The sequence below is a fragment of the Ruegeria sp. CH10 genome, assembly GCF_056537125.1.
Map to the genome: position 1 here is coordinate 1236756 of NZ_JBQFQY010000001.1, position 16749 is coordinate 1253504.

Sequence of the window (16749 nt, forward strand, 5' to 3'; positions counted from 1 at the left end):
CGGCGGAACCTCAAAGTAACGAAGCAGTTGAATTATGTCGGAAAAATCGGATTTACTTAAACGTCTTGTTACAATGGCATCCCGGCTAATACTTACGGCAGGTTTGATGGCAGTGCTCCCGCTGACCGCTTTGGCCGGACCCAAGCTGATAATAGGAAGTGGCCCACAAGGAAGCGTGGACTTCAGTGTCAGCAAGGAAGTCTGCACCTCATTTGCCCAACACGCAGACGGCTACAGATGCCGCGCGGCCAGATCCAGCGGATCCGTCGAAAATTTACATGGCTTGCGGCGAGATAAATACGATATTGTCATTGCCCGTTCCGATGAGGTTCGCGATTCATTGCTTGGGTTCAGGCAATACAAAAACGTGGGGCCGGATACAGAGCTGCGATCTTTGTTCTCAGTCCATAGCATGGCTTTAAATATATTCGTCAAAGAAGACGCACCTATCAAAAGGTTCACCGATCTCAACGGAAAATCGGTGGCCATTGGTGGGCTTGCAGTCCCTTTGATGAGAGACCTACTTCGGAACCGCGACTGGAACTTCTCAGGCTTTTCAAACTTACCACACGGTGGGACGAAAAAGCTGGGCGATCTGCTCTGTATCGGCAGGATTGATGCTGTCGCGTTAGCGGTCACTTTTCCTTCCGGCTGGATGAAGGATTTTTCAGAATCCTGCCCCATCCGCCTGATCAGCTTTTCGGACCATCGCATCGACGCAATGACCAAGAACCACAGCTACATCAGTAAAAGTCTAATCCCCAGAAATGCCTACCTAACGCAAGACACTCACACACAAACAATAGCTTACAAAATGGCGTTCTTAACAGACACGCAATTGCCAGAAGAAGATGCTTATGCGTTTGTTAAATTCACCTTTGAGAACCTGGACAACCTTAAGCAACAGCACCCCTTATTGAGCGGGCTGACGCCATCAGCGATGATCCGTGACAGCTTACCTGCCCCCCTGCATCCGGGTGCAGAGCGGTATTATCGGGAACAAGGATGGATCAGGTAGAAAAGAAAAACCCCCGCGTTCAGGACGCGAGGGTTTTCATTTGAAAGCGATGCTTTCTTATTCTTCTGCGGCGTCTTCCGCAGCAACGCGGGCCTTGTCAGCCGCGCCTTTGGCGTCGACGTCACGATCCACGAATTCGATGATCGCCATCGGCGCCATATCGCCATAGCGGAAGCCCGCTTTCAGGATGCGGACATAACCGCCCTGACGCTCGGCGTAGCGAGGGCCCAGAACTTCGAACAGCTTGGCGACGTCTTTGTCTTCTTTCAGCTGTGCTGCGGCCTGACGGCGGGCGTGCAGGTCGCCGCGTTTGCCCAGAGTGACCAGCTTTTCGATGATCGGGCGCAGTTCTTTTGCCTTGGGCAGGGTCGTTTTGATTTGCTCATGCTCGATGAGCGAGCCAGCCATGTTCGCAAACAGAGCCTTGCGGTGCTCATGAGTACGGTTCAGGCGGCGGTAACCACGTGCGTGACGCATTTTTCAATTCCTTCTTGCGTTTTGCTTTGTCTGGCCGGCGATGCGTGTCACCGGCTCTCCTTGGGGCATCATCGCCCATACAGTCCCCGGAACCCCGGGCATTTGAGAAGACGCGCTTAGAACGCGTCTTCGAATTTCTTGGCCAGATCTTCGATGTTGTCGGGCGGCCAGTCCTCGACATCCATGCCGAGGTGCAGACCCATGCCGGACAGCACTTCCTTGATCTCGTTCAGCGACTTGCGGCCGAAGTTCGGAGTGCGCAGCATCTCGGCTTCGGTCTTCTGGATCAGATCGCCGATATAGACGATGTTGTCGTTCTTCAGGCAGTTTGCCGAACGGACCGACAGCTCCAGCTCGTCGACTTTCTTCAGCAGCAGCGGGTTGAACTCCAGACCATCGTCTTCGTCCTGGCGACCAGCCGATTCCGGCTCGTCGAAGTTGACGAAGATCGACAGCTGATCCTGCAGGATGCGCGCGGCAAAAGCCAGCGCGTCTTCCGGCGTGATCGAACCGTCGGTTTCGATCTTCAGGGTCAGCTTGTCATAGTCCAGAACCTGACCTTCACGGGTCGGCTGAACGTCATAGGCAACCTTTTTGACCGGCGAATAGATCGCGTCGATCGGGATCAGGCCGATGGGTGCATCTTCGGGCTTGTTCTTCTCAGCCGAGACATAACCCTTGCCGGTGTTGACGGTCAGTTCCATGAACAGGTCGGCGCCATCGTCCAGGTGGCAGATGACGTGATCGCGGTTCAGAACCTCGATGCCAGCGCTTTCGCTGATGTCGCCAGCGGTGACAACTGCGGGGCCTTTGGCATTGATCGACAGGCGCTTGGGGCCTTCGACTTCCATGCGCAGGGCAACACCCTTGAGGTTCAGGATGATGTCGGTAACGTCTTCACGCACACCCGCGACCGAGGAGAACTCGTGCAGGACGTTGTCGATCTGAACGCTGGTGATGGCCGCGCCTTGCAGCGAGCTCATCAGAACGCGACGCAGCGCGTTGCCCAGGGTCAGACCAAAGCCACGCTCCAGCGGTTCAGCAACCAAGGTTGCCTGACGCGCAGGGTCGTTGCCCGGCTTGCCGTCCAGCTGGGTCGGCTTGATCAATTCTGCCCAATTCTTGTGGATCATGTAATCCCTCCATTCCTGTCCGCGCCCCATGACCAACAAGGTGCAGACGCCCGAGGTTCAAAATGACGTGCTGGGGCCGTGTAAAAACACAGCCCCAGCTCAATTCAAAATCGCTTAGACGCGGCGGCGCTTCGGCGGGCGGCAGCCATTGTGAGCAATCGGAGTCACGTCGCGGATCGACGTGATGTTGAATCCCACGGCAGCCAGCGCACGCAGAGCCGATTCACGACCCGAACCGGGGCCCTGAACTTCGACTTCCAGCGTCTTGACGCCATGTTCCTGCGCCTTTTTGCCTGCGTCTTCTGCAGCCATCTGAGCGGCGTAGGGGGTCGATTTCCGCGATCCTTTGAAGCCCATGGTACCGGCAGACGACCACGAAATGGCGTTGCCCTGTACGTCCGAGATCAGGATCTTGGTGTTGTTGAAGGTCGAGTTCACATGGGCAACGCCCGATGCGATGTTCTTGCGCTCTTTGCGCTTAACGCGAGTCTTATCACGTGCCATCGGTCAGACCCTCCCTTATTTCTTCTTACCAGCAATGGCCTTTGCGGGGCCTTTGCGGGTACGAGCATTGGTGTGGGTACGCTGACCGCGAACCGGCAGGTTGCGGCGATGACGCAGACCGCGGTAGCAGCCCAGGTCCATCAGGCGCTTGACGTTCATCTGAACTTCACGACGCAGATCACCTTCAACGGTGAAGTTTTCGTCGATGTATTCGCGGATTTTCAGAACTTCGGCGTCGGACAGTTCATTGACGCGACGGGTCGCTTCAATGCCTACGGCTTCGCAGATCGCTTTGGCCGAGGTGTTGCCGATTCCGGTGATATATGTGAGGGCGATTGGTACCCGCTTTGCAGTCGGGATGTTTACGCCGGCAATACGTGCCACGTGTCACTTTCCTTTTTGTTGCGGTTCCGTAACTCCGGAACCTTTTTTCACAACACCTGACCGTGGCAGTGACGCCAGAGGGTCCAGTATTATTCGAGGTGGTCGGGGCGGTTAGGACGAATCCCTCACGCGGTCTTGATTCCCTTTAGGGATGGGGGTCGATATGGGCTTTTGGCCACGCCGTCAAGCCCATATTCAATTACGAGTATTCCTAGGAGTCCAGCGCGCTGGAAATTGCTTCTTGAACCTCGTCGATCTCGCCCAGACCATTGATCTTGGTCAGCTGACCCTTGGCATAGTAGTAGCCGATCAGCGGCGAGGTCTTTTTATAGTACTCCATCAAGCGGGTCTTGAGGCTTTCCTCATTGTCATCCGCACGACGTTTGAAGTCATTCTCTTTGCCGCAATTGGTGCATTTGCCATCCGCCGGGATCGGCTTGGTGATGTCGTTATAGACCTCACCACAACCGCCGCAGGTAGAACGCGCCGTGATCCGCTGGACCAGCGCCGCATCGTCCACTTCCATCTCGATCACTGCGTCAAGGTTATTGCCGGTACTCTCCAACAACTCGCCCAACGCATCGGCCTGCGCCAGCGTGCGGGGGAAACCGTCAAAGATAAAACCACCCTCGGCACCAGCGTCCAGCTTTTCGCGGATGAGGCCGATCACGATCTCATCTGTTACAAGCTGCCCCTTGGCCATCACCTCGGCCACGCGGTTGCCCATTTCGGTGCCGCTGTCCTTGGCCTCACGCAGCATGTCACCAGTGCTCAGCTGTACCATGCCGCGGGTTTCAACCAGATGACGTGCTTGCGTGCCTTTGCCTGCCCCCGGGGGGCCGAGAAGAATGATGTTCATCGACGGGACGGAGCCTTTCTACCGCGTTTCTTGCTCTTGCCACGCAGTTGGGACTTTTCAATCAGCCCTTCGTACTGATGCGCCAGCAGGTGGCTTTGAACCTGTTGGATCGTATCCATGGTCACAGAGACGATAATCAGAACCGAGGTGCCGCCAAAGTAAAACGGGATGGCGAACTGGTTGCGCAGGATTTCAGGCAGCAGACAGACCGCCGCCAGATAGGCCGAACCCAAAACCAGCACGCGGTTGACCACGTATTCCAGATACTCGGCGGTTTTCTTGCCCGGGCGGATACCCGGCACAAAACCGTTCTGCTTTTTCAGGTTGTCCGCCACATCGTCCGGCTTGAACGACACGTTGAACGTGTAGAAATAGGCGAAGAACACGATCATCGAGGCGAAGAACAGCAGGTACAGCGGCTGTCCGGGGCCAAAGTTGGCCAGCAGCCACGACATGACCGGCCCGTTGGTCGCGCCTGACGAGAAGGTCGAGATCGTCACCGGCAGCAGCAACAAGGAACTGGCAAAGATCGCCGGGATCACGCCTGCCGGGTTTACTTTAACCGGCAGGTGGCTGGAGCCGCCCTCGTAGACTTTCATGCCGGCCTGACGGCGCGGATACTGGATGTGGATCTTGCGCAAGGCCCGTTCCATAAACACCACGAATGTGATCACGGCGATGACCATCACGATCACACCCACGATCACAGCGGGGCTGATCGCACCGCTGCGACCGCTGGCAAAGAACTGCGCCAGCGCGGCCGGAACTTCGGCAATGATGCCAACGAAAATGATCAGAGAGATACCGTTACCGATGCCGCGCGCGGTGATCTGTTCACCCAGCCACATCAGGAACATGGTACCGCCGACCAGCGTAATCATGGTCGACATGCGGAAGAACATGCCCGGATCGGTCGCCAGATCGCCCGACTCCAGCGAAACCGCCAGACCATAAGCCTGTACAGTGGCCAGCGCCACGGTGCCGAAACGGGTATATTGGTTGATCTTCTTGCGGCCCTGTTCACCCTCTTTCTTGAGTTGCTCGAGCGCGGGAACCATGGATGTCAGCAGCTGCACGATGATCGAAGCCGAAATATAGGGCATGATGCCAAGGGCAAAAATACCCATCCGCCCCAGCGCCCCGCCGGTAAACATCGAAACCATGCCGCCGATGCCCTGCCCCGCTTGCTCCATGAACTCGCGCAGTGCTTGGCCGTCGATGCCCGGAACCGGAATAAAGGTGCCCAGACGATAGACGATCAGCAATGCAAGCGTGAACAGAATGCGGTTGCGCAGATCGGTGGCTTTGCCCAAAGCAGCCCAGCTTGTGTTGGCTGCCATTTGTTCTGCTGCTGATACCATAAATCGGTCTCTCTTATGAAAACACCGCCCGGAACCGTTTTCCGGCTCGGGCGGCGTCTAGGAAAACTCTGAGGTCTATGTAAGCGGGTCTTGGCCCGCTCACAAGCGCTTACTCTGCCGCAGCAGCTTTTGTGACCGTCAGTGAACCGCCCGCTTTCTCAACTGCCTCAACGGCAGCTTTCGAAGCACCGGTCACTTCCAGGTTCACCTTGGCGCTGATTTCGCCTTTGGCCAGAACGCGGATACCGTCCAGCTTACGGCGCACCAGGCCGGAGGCAACCAGCGCGTCCTCGGTGATCGCGGCTTTGGCGTCCAGTTTCTTGGCGTCGATGAATTTCTGGATCAGACCCAGGTTGATAACGGCGAATGCCTTGCGGTTCGGCTTGTTAAAGCCACGCTTGGGCAGGCGCTGGTACAGCGGCATCTGGCCGCCTTCGTAGCCATTGATGGCCACACCCGAACGGGATTTCTGGCCTTTGATACCACGGCCACCCATTTTACCTTTGCCGGAACCCGGACCGCGGCCAACACGGGTGCGTTTCGGGCTGGCGCCAGGATTGTCGCGCAATTCGTTCAGTTTCATATCGCTTCTCCTTAGCCGGATATGACCCCCGAAGCGTGATGGGCCAAACACGGCATTTCTTGGTTTTGATTCTCATGGACGGAAATCCACCGGAGGCGTATAGGCCCGCAACCCTGAATTGGCAAGCCCATAGGTGGCGTGGGTCACAGTTCGTCCTGCGCAACCTCTTCCATGTCATCCGCCACTTTGCGAGTTATCGGGGCCGCATGCGGGTCGATACCGTGTTTTGCGACAAGCTGCCCAACCAGACTATCGGGGTGCGGAACGCCATCGAACCTATGGCGAATGAACGCGCGCATGCGTCGGCCATAAAAATGGATTGACATCGTATTGTCCGTCAAAAACTTCTCAGCCCCGCCCGAAGCTCGAGCCATGGTCCGTCTGTCCTTGTACCCGATTGGGTAAAGAACCTCTTGCGGCTTTGAGAACCGCGCTTCCTTGTTCTGCTGTAAAAGCCATGTCAAGGCACGCGGCCCCCAAACCCCCCAAGGCATTTCACCCGCATGCAGCCGGTTCCCGGCGATAGCCTCCCGGATCAGCGGTCCTCGGTGTTTTGGCGGCAACCAATGGGGGATCCTGTAGGGATCATTGGTGTATTCGATCAGATCATAGAGGGTGGCACTGTCCTTGGGCAGCGCCAACACGCCTCCGTTGATCTCATGAGGTGCCAGCCAGCCATGCAGATGCCCATTCTCAGTGGTAAAGGGCTTTACGCAATAAGCATCGGTATCCGCCCAGATGATGTCGTCTTCCTGAGCCAGCATTTGCACGCGGAACTTGTCGGAATGCAATGCGGGACTACCCGTGCGCTGATGCAGAATAACTTCGTTGTCGGGCAGGATTTCGCGCGCATCGCGACGTTCGACACCATCGGGGATATTTGTGACCGGACCGTAGGTGTACAGGCGTACATGCTGACCGGCATCCAGAAAGGACTTTATACAAAGCTGTTCCAGAAAGCTCAGCGCGCCATCGATCCACAGCATACCGATCTGATATTCCCGCACGAGGCACGCCCTTTCCTGACAGCCATCAGCCCAAGCCGACCATCCCTCAATTGACAGATAACCGTTTGCCTTTCAACAGGTCCGCTAAAAATCGTGGGGCGTCCATCAAATCTCCGCACCCAAAACGAAAAGAGGCGCCATAAGGCGCCTCTGAGTGAGTGGTGTTTTTCAGTCTTACGAGCAGTAAACGTGATCCCGCGCGATATCGCGGATGTCGCAGCGGCGGACGCCGATGTCGTTCAACTCGCGGTCGGACAGGCTTTGCAGCTCCGAATAGGTGCGGTTGTATTCTGCACGCAGCGCGTAAGTTTCTTTGACGCGGGCGACGAGTGTTGCGATGCGGGCGGTCAGGCCAAAGCCTTCGCGGGTAAATGTTGCAGTGTTTGCCATAGTTTCATTCCTTTCTGAGCCCGAGGCGAATTCCACGGGTAGTTGATACGTTCCTGTTTGGGACAACGCTCAGATAGGGGTGATGGGTAACGCTAACAACGGATGTTTCGGTCTAGCCGCCTTGCAATCATTGCATGGGTCAATTGGAGGAAAGTTCGGCGTTTGAGTCTCGCAAGGCAAAGCCCCAAGCGCTATTTGCGAATTTGACCTACAAACCGCTGCTTTTGGGCATTTACCAGGACCAGTTTTCCGTTGTTAACGACGTAGAGATCAAATCGCGGAGTCGAATATCCGATGCAGCGCATTCCATTCTCATAAAACTTGTAAGTAGCCGCGTCATAGGACTGCCCACCAGCCCTATAAGAGTAAGAGCCGTTAGCCAAATAGGTTTCCACTTCATTGCCCTGATAGACCACTTTGCGTCCCGAAAGGTTTTTTTGCAGCCAAGCCGCAGTCACTTTCTGGTCACCATCCGAGAGAAAGCCCTTTTTGATTTTTGGGGCTTTAGAGGGGCAGTCGGCGAAAGATACGGTTACGGCGAAAATCGCGCAAATCGCGATCAGATAAAGTTTCATGTCAAATTTCCTGTCTGAAAAACAAGTATCAAACCTAGACTTATTTGGTCATATCGCAACAAAAAACGCCCCTGACCGCAGTCAGAGGCGCTTTCAAAACTTAAAAGAGATCGCGCTCAGCCGCGCTCTTCGATGATCTCAACCAGATGCGGGATCTTGTTGACCATGCCGCGCACCGAAGGAGTGTCCTCCAGCTCACGGGTTTTGTGCATCTTGTTCAGGCCCAGACCGATCAGGGTTGCGCGCTGTTCGGCGGGGCGGCGGATCGGGGAACCGATCTGCTTGACGACGATGGTTTTTGCCATGACTCGCTCTCCTTATGCTTCTGCTTCAGCAGCAGCAGGTGCTTCGTCCCGCTTGGGCAGGATGTCGGCAACCTTTTTGCCACGACGCTGCGCGACCGAACGCGGGCTCTGCTCTTTCTGCAGGCCGTTCATGGTGGCGCGGATCATGTTGTAGGGGTTCTGCGAGCCGATCGACTTGGACACAACGTCCTTGACGCCCAGCATTTCGAACACAGCACGCATCGGACCACCGGCGATGATACCAGTACCTTCAGGTGCGGTGCGCATAACCACTTTACCAGCGCCGTGACGGCCCTCGATGTCGTGGTGCAGGGTCCGACCTTCGCGCAGTTGCACGCGGATCATCTGACGCTTGGCTTGTTCAGTCGCCTTGCGGATGGCCTCAGGTACTTCTTTCGCTTTACCTTTGCCAAAGCCCACGCGGCCTTTCTGATCGCCGACAACCACCAGAGCGGCGAAGCCAAAGCGCTTACCACCTTTTACGGTTTTCGACACACGGTTGATTGCGACCAGACGATCTGCAAATTCCGGTGCTTCTTCACGGTCGCGGCCACGGCCCCGACGGTTTTCACGTTCTGCCATTTGGCATCCCTTTTCTCATGTGGCGCATACGGCGCCGTTTTCTTCAATCCAAGTGAGCCCCGACTGACGTCAGGGCCCCCGGATCATCGGGACAGCCCGAAGGCTGCCCGCAGGTCTTAGATCTTCAGACCACCTTCACGCGCGGCGTCGGCTACTGCCTTCACCTTGCCGTGGAACAGGAAGCCACCACGATCGAAATAGGCCTCTTCGACGCCTGCCTTCTTGGCACGCTCGGCGATGGCCGCGCCCACTTTGGTGGCCGCTTCGACGTTGTTCTTGCCAACAACACCCAGATCTTTTTCCAGGGTCGAGGCCGAAGCCAGGGTCACGCCACGAACGTCGTCGATCAGTTGAACACTGATGTTCTTGTTCGAGCGGTGAACCGACAGGCGTACACGGCCGGCGTTGACTTTGCGAAGTTTGTTCCGAACGCGCAGGCGGCGCTTCAGAAACAGGGTTCTTTTGCTGTTTGCCATTGTCTGCGTCCTTACTTCTTCTTGCCTTCCTTGCGGAAGATGAACTCGCCCTTATAGCGGATGCCCTTGCCTTTGTACGGCTCGGGACGGCGCCATTCGCGGATTTTGGCCGCGACTTCGCCCACCTGCTGCTGGTCGATACCTTCCACAACGATCTCGGTCTGCTTCGGCGCGGTGATGGTGACACCTTCCGGAGCAGTGAAATCAACATCGTGGCTGTAGCCCAGGTTCAGCTTCAGGGTATTGCCCTGCATCTGAGCCCGGTAACCAACACCCTGGATCTCCAGCTCTTTTTTGAAGCCAGTCGTCACACCGGTTACCAGATTGGCAACCATGGTGCGGCTCATGCCCCACTGCTGGCGGGCACGCTTGGACATGCCACGAGGGTTGATTTGCACGACATTGTCTTCGACCGACAGCGTGACGTCATCGGTTGCGGTGAAGCTGCGGGTGCCTTTCGGACCTTTGACTTCGATGGTCTGACCCGACACAGAGGCGGAAACGCCACTGGGCAGCTCGACCGGTTTTTTACCAATACGAGACATTGCAGACCTCCTTAGAAGACGGTGCAGAGCACTTCGCCGCCAACATTGTTGGAGCGTGCGTTCTGGTCCGACATCACACCTTTCGGAGTGCTGACAATCGACACGCCCAGACCCTGACGGACCTGCGGGATGTCATTGACGCCCATGTAGACGCGACGACCGGGCTTCGAAACCCGCTTCAGTTCGCGAATGACAGGGGTGCCTTCGTAGTATTTCAGGCTGATTTCGATGGCCGGATGACCGTTTTCACCGGTCGTCTTTTCATAGCCACGGATGTAACCTTCGTCCGCCAGCACGTCCAGAACCCAACCGCGCAGCTTGGATGCGGGGGTGGAAACGGTGGACTTGCCGCGCATTTGCGCGTTGCGGATACGGGTGAGCATATCGCCGATAGGATCATTCATATCTATGTCTCCCTTACCAGCTCGATTTCACCATGCCGGGGATCTGACCAGCAGAACCCAGCTCGCGCAGCGCGATACGGCTGACCTTCAGCTTACGGTAGTAAGCGTGGGGACGACCGGTCAGCTGACAACGGTTGTGCAGACGGGTAGCCGAGCTGTTGCGCGGCAGTTTCGCCAGTTTCAGACGCGCTTTGAAACGCTCTTCCATCGGGCGGCTCTCGTCATTCGCGATTTCTTTCAGCTCGGCACGCTTTGCGGCATATTTGGCCACCAGGCGTTCGCGCTTCTTCTCGCGTTCGATCATTGCTTTTTTAGCCATGTCTCAATCCTCGCGGCGCTTAAGCGTTGAAGGGCATGTTGAAAGCTTTCAACAGGCTCTTTGCTTCAGCGTCGGTTTTCGCTGTGGTGGCAATTACGATATCCAGGCCCCAGACCTCGTCGACTTTGTCGAAGTCGATTTCCGGGAACACGATGTGCTCTTTCATGCCCATGGCAAAGTTGCCCTGACCATCGAAAGACGGCTTAACACCGCGGAAGTCACGAACGCGCGGCAGCGCGATGGTGATCAGGCGATCCAGGAATTCGTACATCCGGTCACCGCGCAGGGTCACTTTCGCGCCCAGCGGCATGTCTTCACGGACGCGGAAACCCGCGATCGACTTCTTCGCCTTGGTTGAAACGGCCTGTTGACCAGCAATTGCAGTCAGGTCCTCGACAGCAGCTTTCGCTTTCTTCGAGTCTTTGACCGCCTCAGCACCACAACCGATGTTCAGAACGATCTTGTCCAGCTTGGGCAGCTGCATGTCGTTCTTGTAGCCGAACTCTTCTTTCAGAGCGGCACGGATGGTTTCAACGTACTGAGCTTTCAGACGCGGGGTGTAGGTTGCGGAATCAAGCATCGATCACGTCCCCTGTGGTCTTGGCGAAGCGGACCTTCTTGTCGCCTTCCATGCGGAAGCCAACGCGGGTTGCTTTGCCGTTTTTGTCCAGCAGCGCCAGGTTCGACAATTCGATCGGGTTTGCCTGGGGCAGACGGCCACCTTGCGAAGTTTGCGACTGACGGGTGTGACGGATGGCAATGTTGATGCCTTCGACAACAGCTTTACCGGCCTTGGGGTCAACCGAGGAAATAGTTCCCTCTTTGCCCTTGTCCTTGCCGGCCAGCACGACGACCTTGTCGCCTTTGCGGAGTTTAGCAGCCATGATTACAGCACCTCCGGAGCCAGCGAGATGATTTTCATGAAGTTCTTGCCGCGCAGTTCACGAACAACGGGGCCAAAGATACGAGTACCGACTGGCTCGTTGTTGTTGTTCAGGATGACGGCGGCGTTGCGATCGAAACGGATCGCGGTGCCGTCTTCGCGACGGACTTCCTTGGCGGTGCGTACGACGACGGCCTTACGGACGTCCCCTTTCTTTACGCGGCCGCGCGGGATGGCTTCCTTCACCGAGACGACAATGATGTCGCCGACGGAGGCGTATTTACGCTTGGAACCACCCAGGACCTTGATGCACTGAACTCGGCGTGCGCCGGAGTTGTCAGCGACATCCAGATTGGTCTGCATCTGGATCATGTGGTTTCTCCCGACCTGTGGGGGCTGGTCTAGTTAAATCCCCCAGGGTTTCGACAAATGGGAAAATCCCGGGGGCTTACGCCTCCAGAACTTCCCAACGTTTCGTCTTCGATTTCGGCGCGCATTCGATGATGCGGACTGTATCGCCGACCTTGAAGGCGTTCTTTTCATCGTGAGCCCGGTATTTCTTGGACTTACGGATGGTTTTCTTCAGAACCGGATGCGTAAAGCGGCGCTCGACGGATACGGTTACGGTCTGTTCGTTGGCGTCGCTGGTTACGGTGCCGGACAGGATACGCTTGGGCATCTGATTACTCCTCGGATGCCGCGGCAGCGGCCTTTTCGTTCAGAATGGTTTTGACGCGGGCAGCATTGCGGCGGGCCGCTTTGATACCGGCTGTGTTTTCCAGCTGACCGGTGGCCTGTTGAAAGCGCAGGTTAAAGCTTTCTTTCTTCAGGTTGGCCAGTTCCTCGCGGAGCTGGTCCGGGGTCTTGTCACGCAGTTCTTGGGCGTTCATCGCCTTTTTCCTTTGCTCAAAACACCAGAAGGCCCCCTGACAGGGTCACCTTGGACCTGGTGGATGAATGATAGACATACGAATCGCCCGACAACGCCGGGAGATCGCAGGATGTCGCTCTATAGGGGGTTAGGGGGTGGGTGGCAAGAGGAAGTTTGGTGTAAGTCCAATTCACACTTCATCGCTCAATTTGGTGCATCCTGCATCCAGTATGCTCTGATATTGCGTGCCGAGCAAAAGTAGTTGAAAAGTGCGAAATACAGGTAAGTCATTGGAAATTGGAAGGCTTAGTTATGAAGACTAGTTTATTGGTCGTTTCCCTGGTTCTAGGCGCCGCTTCGGTACAAGCCCAAGCAATCTCGAGCACCAAGGTTTGCGACAAGGCGAATACGGACAACCGACTAAACGGCATGTCCATCGATCAATGTCGGTGCATGGCTCAAATCGCCCAACAGAACCTTTCGCCCGAACTCTACGTATTGTGGACAGAAGCGATGTATTCTGGCGAGTCCCGCACGAAAGAAATGGAAAGCCTCAAACAATCTCAAAGAAAAACACATAGCCAGCTCAAGAAAACCGTTCGTCTATCCAAGAAGCAATGCGGTTTAAGGTAAGGGATCTGGTCCAGTTAAACATGACCATGTGTCCCACAAACGCAAAACGCGGACCCGTTTGCACAGGACCGCGTCTTTAACTGCCTAAGTCTGGCGACTTATGCCAGAGCGATGTTCACAGCCGACTCGCGACCGTCACGGCCGGGTTCGATGTCGAATGTTACTTTCTGGTTGTCGGCCAAACCGGTCAGACCCGAGCGCTCGACAGCTGAGATGTGTACAAACACGTCTTTGCCACCGGTCTCCGGTGCGATGAAGCCAAAACCTTTAGTTGTGTTGAACCATTTTACGGTGCCATTGGCCATATCCGTATCTCCTTTGAATTGCCGTCCGCGGAATTGCGACAGCGCGGCGTAGTCGGTCTGGATCGAGAGACTGAACGCCAAATAATGGGAGACAGTGGTCGAAATAGAAAAACGTATGCATGGTTCACATGGGGCAATCCACTGAACATTGCAAGGTTTATTCCAAACCTTCTGAAAAGCGTGATCGCATTGTCAGCTCAGCCTTACTCCCACTTATAATTGAAACTCACCGAAATCCGCTCATCCTCGGCCATATTCATCGGCACCTCGTGGCGCAGCCAGCTTTCCCACAGCAACACGTCGCCCACCTGAGGCTTCATATAGATGAATGGCTGCAAATCCCTCCGCCCTCCTTTCAAACGCGTCGGCGCGGCCATCATGCGGCCTGAGCGGGGGTCTTCCAGCTTCAAGGCACTCGCCCCCTCGGGCATCGCCACATAGGTCGTGCCCGAGATCACGCTGTGCGGGTGCAGGTGGCTGGAATGCATGCCGCCCTCGGGCAGGATGTTGATCCAGAGGTCTTCCAGTTTCAATTCCCCCTCGCCCAGATCAAACTCCAGATCCTTGGCAAAGGCCGCGACGTGTTGGTCCAGCGCGGCGACCAGATCGGCAAAGATCGGGAACCGCCACGGCAGGTCGGTCAGTGAGGCATAGCTGGTATACCCAGGATAGCCGTTCTCTTCACACCATTCCTGCCCGGCCTCATCGTCTTCGGCGATGACAAGGCACGAGCTTTCAAGCTCCTCCGCGTCGATCTTGGGATCGAACTCGGACAGAGAGGCACGGTAAAGGCGGGTCACGAAGAGTGATTCAATCTGTGGCATGACCCGCCTATAAACCAGCCCGCCCCCAAGTGCGAGAGGGGAACTAGCCCTGCTCGACCTGCTGGTCCGCCAATATGCCTTTCAGCCAGTCCAGCGCCACATCCTCGGCCTTGTCGCCTGAGGACGTGTCAAACAGGTAACGCTCCCCGATCATCCGGGCGTTGCAGGCCAGCATCTGATTCATCATGTGCTCAGACCCGTGGTTAAAGGTCGTATCAAATGTCGTGTCGCCCAATCCGAACACAGAAAAGCGCACGTGGCTCAGATCAGGGGTCTGCTTGCGCAGGGCTTCAAAGAACGCCTTGGCCGTAAAGGGCAATTCGCCTGACCCAAAGGTCGACAGAACCAGAACATAATGCCGATCCGCGCTCATGTCGGCTGGTGAAAGATCATCAAGGCTTTGAACCGTGCAGTCGACCTGATCGGGCAAAGCGGTTTGAAGGTCTTCGCACAGAAATTCAGACGTACCGGTTTCGGTACCGTGAAGAAGATGAAGGTGCATGAGATAGGCCCCGAGTTTCGCTGTATTGATTTTGCCTACGACGAAGCGGGCAAATCTCTCCCTCAGCTCGAGTCGGTAGAGGGCAAATTAGCGGTCAGCGGGCTATCTGCAAGAGCAATGGTGGCCTTTAGCTTTGCACCGGACCTTTGCCGCAGCGCGGGATGGGCCGGCCACCATCCGCATAGGCAAGGCACAAGACAATTTCGTCCGGTTTCGGAGCGTCCGGAATGGTCAGCGTCATCGTGTCGAAATGATCGAAAGACCAAGGGTTGTCCTTATGCCCCAGCGGCAGATCAATCGCGCAACCTGGCGCGCCCAGCTTGGCGTTCGAGGGGATCACCGCCTCGCCCCCGCCCGCAGCGGCCCGCATGGGTGCCCCCAGTTTGGGGTGGATCACCGCCCCGCCCTGCTCCAGATCGCCGTTCATGCCGACAATGGCAGCTTTGCCATAAGAGACTGGAGCGCCATCCAGTTGAGAAATCGCCTCGGCGGCGAGTTCGGGGCCCAGAATTGCACCGATTTCGAACAACTCTGAAAGATCATCCAAGAACCGCCCGGCCAAAGGGTTCCGCATCACTGCCAACGCCGCAACCCGGCTGATCGGCTCACCTGGCTGGCCCAACTGATCGGTGGTTATGATTTCTTTGACGAACATCTTCTTACGCAGCTGAACCATGGAGCCCTCCCTCAGACGTGCCGCGTAGCCTAAGCGCTGACTCAGAAGAGGCAAGTGTGCTGTAAACCCTCTCTAATTCTTGAACCTTTAGCGCTAGCAATGCGCAGCTGAATACATAGATGGTCTGTGCCTGTCGCCCTCACGATACCGGATCTACCGCCATGCCCCAATTTCCCTCTGCCCCAAGCCTTCTTATTGCCGGGTTGGTCGGCGAACTTGCCTTTGAGCTCTATGCCTGGCTTGTTTCCCCGCTTCTGTTTGGCGTCGCCCTTCAGCCAGCCAATCTTGTCGTCGCGCTCACCGCTCAATTCACCGGCCTCGCGCTGCCCTACGGGGTCGCTTTTGCGGTGCACTTCCTCATCGGTGCCGTCGGCTTTGCCGGAGTTGTTTGGACCATGAAGAAAATCACCGGATTGGGCTATATTCCGTCCGGCGCGCTGGCGGGAATTGCGCTGTGGTTTGCTGCGCAAGGCATCTTGGCGCCGGCGGTTGGCCGCAGCTTCATGATGGGATTCGGTGCCTATACCCAGTCCTCGTTTATCGCGCATGTCGGGATGACATTGATCCTGGCATGGGTTTGGCAAGTGCTGGCCTCGCGCAACTCGGCCGAGCCCGATCCAACATAACACCCACTACGTCCGAAAGCACAAAGGCCCCCGGCGCGAACACGCCGGGGGCCTTTTTCGAAACCAGGGTTACCCCCGATAGTCTTACCAGTCTTCGCGAACCACGACGCGGGTCTTGATCGGCAGCTTCATCGCGGCCAGGCGCAGGGCCTCGCGGGCGATGTCGTCATTGACGCCGTCGATCTCGAACATCACGCGGCCAGGCTTGACTTTGCAGGCCCAGCGGTCGACCGAACCCTTACCTTTACCCATACGAACTTCGATCGGCTTAGCCGTGACCGGAGTGTCGGGGAAGATGCGGATCCAGACGCGACCCTGACGTTTCATGTGACGTGTCATGGCACGACGTGCAGCTTCGATCTGGCGTGCAGTTACACGCTCAGGCTCAAGAGCTTTCAGGCCGTAGGTGCCAAAGTTCAGATCAGAGCCGCCTTTGGCGAGACCCTTGATCCGGCCTTTGTGCATCTTGCGGAATTTAGTACGCTTTGGTTGAAGCATATCTCTCCC

General features: G+C 56.4%; 28 protein-coding genes. 2 read left to right on the forward strand and 26 right to left on the reverse strand.

The annotated features are described in order from the left end of the window. Positions 1 to 34: 34 nt before the first annotated feature. The gene (locus ACRZ94_RS06065; protein WP_480649829.1) at positions 35 to 1018 is read left to right on the forward strand and encodes a TAXI family TRAP transporter solute-binding subunit; all 984 of its coding nucleotides are present in this window, start codon (positions 35 to 37) and stop codon (positions 1016 to 1018) included. 57 nt (positions 1019 to 1075) lie between these two features. On the opposite strand, the gene rplQ is transcribed toward ACRZ94_RS06065, so the two are convergent. From rplQ to ACRZ94_RS06190, 25 genes are all read right to left on the reverse strand, one after another. After that, on the reverse strand, positions 1076 to 1495 hold the full coding sequence (gene rplQ, locus ACRZ94_RS06070) for a 50S ribosomal protein L17 (RefSeq protein ID WP_480649827.1): 420 nt from the start codon (positions 1493 to 1495) through the stop codon (positions 1076 to 1078). A 116-nt stretch (positions 1496 to 1611) separates the two neighbouring features. Beyond that, positions 1612 to 2628, reverse strand: coding sequence for a DNA-directed RNA polymerase subunit alpha (locus ACRZ94_RS06075; RefSeq protein WP_480649825.1), 1017 nt, complete (start codon positions 2626 to 2628; stop codon positions 1612 to 1614). Between the two features lie 114 nt (positions 2629 to 2742). Continuing rightward, complete coding sequence (rpsK, locus tag ACRZ94_RS06080; protein WP_008757289.1) at positions 2743 to 3132, reverse strand: 30S ribosomal protein S11; 390 nt, start codon at positions 3130 to 3132, stop codon at positions 2743 to 2745. 15 nt (positions 3133 to 3147) lie between these two features. After that, complete coding sequence (gene rpsM, locus ACRZ94_RS06085; RefSeq protein WP_170332212.1) at positions 3148 to 3516, reverse strand: 30S ribosomal protein S13; 369 nt, start codon at positions 3514 to 3516, stop codon at positions 3148 to 3150. Positions 3517 to 3727: 211 nt separating this feature from the next. Then, the gene (locus tag ACRZ94_RS06090) at positions 3728 to 4375 is read right to left on the reverse strand and encodes an adenylate kinase (protein WP_480796902.1); all 648 of its coding nucleotides are present in this window, start codon (positions 4373 to 4375) and stop codon (positions 3728 to 3730) included. Then, entirely contained in the window at positions 4372 to 5736 is a 1365-nt protein-coding gene (gene secY, locus ACRZ94_RS06095; protein WP_480796903.1) for a preprotein translocase subunit SecY, read from the reverse strand. The genes ACRZ94_RS06090 and secY overlap by 4 nt, the downstream gene beginning before the upstream one ends. A 109-nt stretch (positions 5737 to 5845) precedes the next feature. Beyond that, on the reverse strand, positions 5846 to 6319 hold the full coding sequence (rplO, locus tag ACRZ94_RS06100) for a 50S ribosomal protein L15 (RefSeq protein WP_480649819.1): 474 nt from the start codon (positions 6317 to 6319) through the stop codon (positions 5846 to 5848). Between the two features lie 143 nt (positions 6320 to 6462). Continuing rightward, positions 6463 to 7326, reverse strand: a complete 864-nt coding sequence (locus ACRZ94_RS06105; protein WP_480649818.1) for a hypothetical protein — start codon at positions 7324 to 7326, stop codon at positions 6463 to 6465. A gap of 174 nt (positions 7327 to 7500) precedes the next feature. Continuing rightward, positions 7501 to 7716 carry a DUF1127 domain-containing protein gene (locus ACRZ94_RS06110; protein WP_480649816.1) on the reverse strand — a complete coding sequence of 72 codons (216 nt, stop codon included), beginning with the start codon at positions 7714 to 7716 and terminating at the stop codon, positions 7501 to 7503. A gap of 191 nt (positions 7717 to 7907) precedes the next feature. After that, the gene (locus ACRZ94_RS06115) at positions 7908 to 8291 is read right to left on the reverse strand and encodes a hypothetical protein (RefSeq protein WP_480649814.1); all 384 of its coding nucleotides are present in this window, start codon (positions 8289 to 8291) and stop codon (positions 7908 to 7910) included. 116 nt (positions 8292 to 8407) lie between these two features. Beyond that, positions 8408 to 8596, reverse strand: coding sequence for a 50S ribosomal protein L30 (gene rpmD / locus ACRZ94_RS06120; RefSeq protein WP_008757946.1), 189 nt, complete (start codon positions 8594 to 8596; stop codon positions 8408 to 8410). Between the two features lie 12 nt (positions 8597 to 8608). Next, positions 8609 to 9178, reverse strand: a complete 570-nt coding sequence (rpsE, locus tag ACRZ94_RS06125) for a 30S ribosomal protein S5 (RefSeq protein ID WP_480649811.1) — start codon at positions 9176 to 9178, stop codon at positions 8609 to 8611. Positions 9179 to 9294: 116 nt separating this feature from the next. After that, on the reverse strand, positions 9295 to 9654 hold the full coding sequence (gene rplR, locus ACRZ94_RS06130) for a 50S ribosomal protein L18 (protein WP_039523386.1): 360 nt from the start codon (positions 9652 to 9654) through the stop codon (positions 9295 to 9297). Positions 9655 to 9665: 11 nt separating this feature from the next. After that, positions 9666 to 10199, reverse strand: a complete 534-nt coding sequence (rplF, locus tag ACRZ94_RS06135; RefSeq protein ID WP_480796904.1) for a 50S ribosomal protein L6 — start codon at positions 10197 to 10199, stop codon at positions 9666 to 9668. 11 nt (positions 10200 to 10210) lie between these two features. Then, entirely contained in the window at positions 10211 to 10603 is a 393-nt protein-coding gene (rpsH, locus tag ACRZ94_RS06140; protein ID WP_039523381.1) for a 30S ribosomal protein S8, read from the reverse strand. Between the two features lie 13 nt (positions 10604 to 10616). Then, positions 10617 to 10922, reverse strand: a complete 306-nt coding sequence (rpsN, locus tag ACRZ94_RS06145) for a 30S ribosomal protein S14 (RefSeq protein ID WP_068340744.1) — start codon at positions 10920 to 10922, stop codon at positions 10617 to 10619. Between the two features lie 19 nt (positions 10923 to 10941). Then, on the reverse strand, positions 10942 to 11502 hold the full coding sequence (rplE, locus tag ACRZ94_RS06150) for a 50S ribosomal protein L5 (RefSeq protein ID WP_480649808.1): 561 nt from the start codon (positions 11500 to 11502) through the stop codon (positions 10942 to 10944). Continuing rightward, positions 11495 to 11806 (reverse strand): 50S ribosomal protein L24, encoded by a 312-nt coding sequence (gene rplX / locus ACRZ94_RS06155; protein ID WP_068340764.1) that lies wholly within the window; start codon positions 11804 to 11806, stop codon positions 11495 to 11497. The genes rplE and rplX overlap by 8 nt, the downstream gene beginning before the upstream one ends. A 2-nt stretch (positions 11807 to 11808) precedes the next feature. Beyond that, a complete protein-coding gene (gene rplN, locus ACRZ94_RS06160) occupies positions 11809 to 12177 on the reverse strand; it encodes a 50S ribosomal protein L14 (RefSeq protein WP_008757934.1) in 369 nt (122 codons plus the stop codon). Positions 12178 to 12253: 76 nt separating this feature from the next. Then, entirely contained in the window at positions 12254 to 12484 is a 231-nt protein-coding gene (gene rpsQ, locus ACRZ94_RS06165) for a 30S ribosomal protein S17 (RefSeq protein WP_008757253.1), read from the reverse strand. A gap of 4 nt (positions 12485 to 12488) precedes the next feature. Next, positions 12489 to 12695, reverse strand: coding sequence for a 50S ribosomal protein L29 (gene rpmC, locus ACRZ94_RS06170; RefSeq protein WP_010437082.1), 207 nt, complete (start codon positions 12693 to 12695; stop codon positions 12489 to 12491). A gap of 712 nt (positions 12696 to 13407) precedes the next feature. Next, positions 13408 to 13614: a cold-shock protein gene (locus tag ACRZ94_RS06175; protein WP_480474053.1), complete on the reverse strand. Its 207-nt coding sequence runs from the start codon at positions 13612 to 13614 to the stop codon at positions 13408 to 13410. Between the two features lie 203 nt (positions 13615 to 13817). Beyond that, the gene (locus ACRZ94_RS06180; protein ID WP_480649804.1) at positions 13818 to 14438 is read right to left on the reverse strand and encodes a 2OG-Fe(II) oxygenase family protein; all 621 of its coding nucleotides are present in this window, start codon (positions 14436 to 14438) and stop codon (positions 13818 to 13820) included. Positions 14439 to 14481: 43 nt separating this feature from the next. Further along, on the reverse strand, positions 14482 to 14940 hold the full coding sequence (locus tag ACRZ94_RS06185) for a flavodoxin domain-containing protein (protein WP_480649802.1): 459 nt from the start codon (positions 14938 to 14940) through the stop codon (positions 14482 to 14484). Between the two features lie 127 nt (positions 14941 to 15067). Beyond that, positions 15068 to 15616: an amino acid synthesis family protein gene (locus tag ACRZ94_RS06190; protein WP_480649800.1), complete on the reverse strand. Its 549-nt coding sequence runs from the start codon at positions 15614 to 15616 to the stop codon at positions 15068 to 15070. Positions 15617 to 15777: 161 nt separating this feature from the next. On the opposite strand from ACRZ94_RS06190, the gene ACRZ94_RS06195 reads away from it, so the two are divergent. After that, positions 15778 to 16242: a hypothetical protein gene (locus ACRZ94_RS06195; protein ID WP_480649798.1), complete on the forward strand. Its 465-nt coding sequence runs from the start codon at positions 15778 to 15780 to the stop codon at positions 16240 to 16242. 84 nt (positions 16243 to 16326) lie between these two features. On the opposite strand, the gene rplP is transcribed toward ACRZ94_RS06195, so the two are convergent. Next, positions 16327 to 16740, reverse strand: a complete 414-nt coding sequence (gene rplP / locus ACRZ94_RS06200; RefSeq protein WP_058283513.1) for a 50S ribosomal protein L16 — start codon at positions 16738 to 16740, stop codon at positions 16327 to 16329. Between the last annotated feature and the right edge of the window lie 9 nt (positions 16741 to 16749).

Excerpts from the sequence above, each read along its gene's own strand:
- ACRZ94_RS06065 (WP_480649829.1), top strand. The coding sequence starts at position 35 with ATGTCGGAAAAATCGGATTTACTTAAACGTCTTGTTACAATGGCATCC.
- rplQ (WP_480649827.1), bottom strand. The coding sequence starts at position 1,495 with ATGCGTCACGCACGTGGTTACCGCCGCCTGAACCGTACTCATGAGCAC.
- ACRZ94_RS06075 (WP_480649825.1), bottom strand. The coding sequence starts at position 2,628 with ATGATCCACAAGAATTGGGCAGAATTGATCAAGCCGACCCAGCTGGAC.
- rpsK (WP_008757289.1), bottom strand. The coding sequence starts at position 3,132 with ATGGCACGTGATAAGACTCGCGTTAAGCGCAAAGAGCGCAAGAACATC.
- ACRZ94_RS06090 (WP_480796902.1), bottom strand. The coding sequence starts at position 4,375 with ATGAACATCATTCTTCTCGGCCCCCCGGGGGCAGGCAAAGGCACGCAA.
- secY (WP_480796903.1), bottom strand. The coding sequence starts at position 5,736 with ATGGTATCAGCAGCAGAACAAATGGCAGCCAACACAAGCTGGGCTGCT.
- rplO (WP_480649819.1), bottom strand. The coding sequence starts at position 6,319 with ATGAAACTGAACGAATTGCGCGACAATCCTGGCGCCAGCCCGAAACGC.
- ACRZ94_RS06110 (WP_480649816.1), bottom strand. The coding sequence starts at position 7,716 with ATGGCAAACACTGCAACATTTACCCGCGAAGGCTTTGGCCTGACCGCC.
- ACRZ94_RS06115 (WP_480649814.1), bottom strand. The coding sequence starts at position 8,291 with ATGAAACTTTATCTGATCGCGATTTGCGCGATTTTCGCCGTAACCGTA.
- rpmD (WP_008757946.1), bottom strand. The coding sequence starts at position 8,596 with ATGGCAAAAACCATCGTCGTCAAGCAGATCGGTTCCCCGATCCGCCGC.
- rpsE (WP_480649811.1), bottom strand. The coding sequence starts at position 9,178 with ATGGCAGAACGTGAAAACCGTCGGGGCCGTGGCCGCGACCGTGAAGAA.
- rplR (WP_039523386.1), bottom strand. The coding sequence starts at position 9,654 with ATGGCAAACAGCAAAAGAACCCTGTTTCTGAAGCGCCGCCTGCGCGTT.
- rplF (WP_480796904.1), bottom strand. The coding sequence starts at position 10,199 with ATGTCTCGTATTGGTAAAAAACCGGTCGAGCTGCCCAGTGGCGTTTCC.
- rpsH (WP_039523381.1), bottom strand. The coding sequence starts at position 10,603 with ATGAATGATCCTATCGGCGATATGCTCACCCGTATCCGCAACGCGCAA.
- rpsN (WP_068340744.1), bottom strand. The coding sequence starts at position 10,922 with ATGGCTAAAAAAGCAATGATCGAACGCGAGAAGAAGCGCGAACGCCTG.
- rplE (WP_480649808.1), bottom strand. The coding sequence starts at position 11,502 with ATGCTTGATTCCGCAACCTACACCCCGCGTCTGAAAGCTCAGTACGTT.
- rplX (WP_068340764.1), bottom strand. The coding sequence starts at position 11,806 with ATGGCTGCTAAACTCCGCAAAGGCGACAAGGTCGTCGTGCTGGCCGGC.
- rplN (WP_008757934.1), bottom strand. The coding sequence starts at position 12,177 with ATGATCCAGATGCAGACCAATCTGGATGTCGCTGACAACTCCGGCGCA.
- rpsQ (WP_008757253.1), bottom strand. The coding sequence starts at position 12,484 with ATGCCCAAGCGTATCCTGTCCGGCACCGTAACCAGCGACGCCAACGAA.
- rpmC (WP_010437082.1), bottom strand. The coding sequence starts at position 12,695 with ATGAACGCCCAAGAACTGCGTGACAAGACCCCGGACCAGCTCCGCGAG.
- ACRZ94_RS06175 (WP_480474053.1), bottom strand. The coding sequence starts at position 13,614 with ATGGCCAATGGCACCGTAAAATGGTTCAACACAACTAAAGGTTTTGGC.
- ACRZ94_RS06180 (WP_480649804.1), bottom strand. The coding sequence starts at position 14,438 with ATGCCACAGATTGAATCACTCTTCGTGACCCGCCTTTACCGTGCCTCT.
- ACRZ94_RS06185 (WP_480649802.1), bottom strand. The coding sequence starts at position 14,940 with ATGCACCTTCATCTTCTTCACGGTACCGAAACCGGTACGTCTGAATTT.
- ACRZ94_RS06190 (WP_480649800.1), bottom strand. The coding sequence starts at position 15,616 with ATGGTTCAGCTGCGTAAGAAGATGTTCGTCAAAGAAATCATAACCACC.
- ACRZ94_RS06195 (WP_480649798.1), top strand. The coding sequence starts at position 15,778 with ATGCCCCAATTTCCCTCTGCCCCAAGCCTTCTTATTGCCGGGTTGGTC.
- rplP (WP_058283513.1), bottom strand. The coding sequence starts at position 16,740 with ATGCTTCAACCAAAGCGTACTAAATTCCGCAAGATGCACAAAGGCCGG.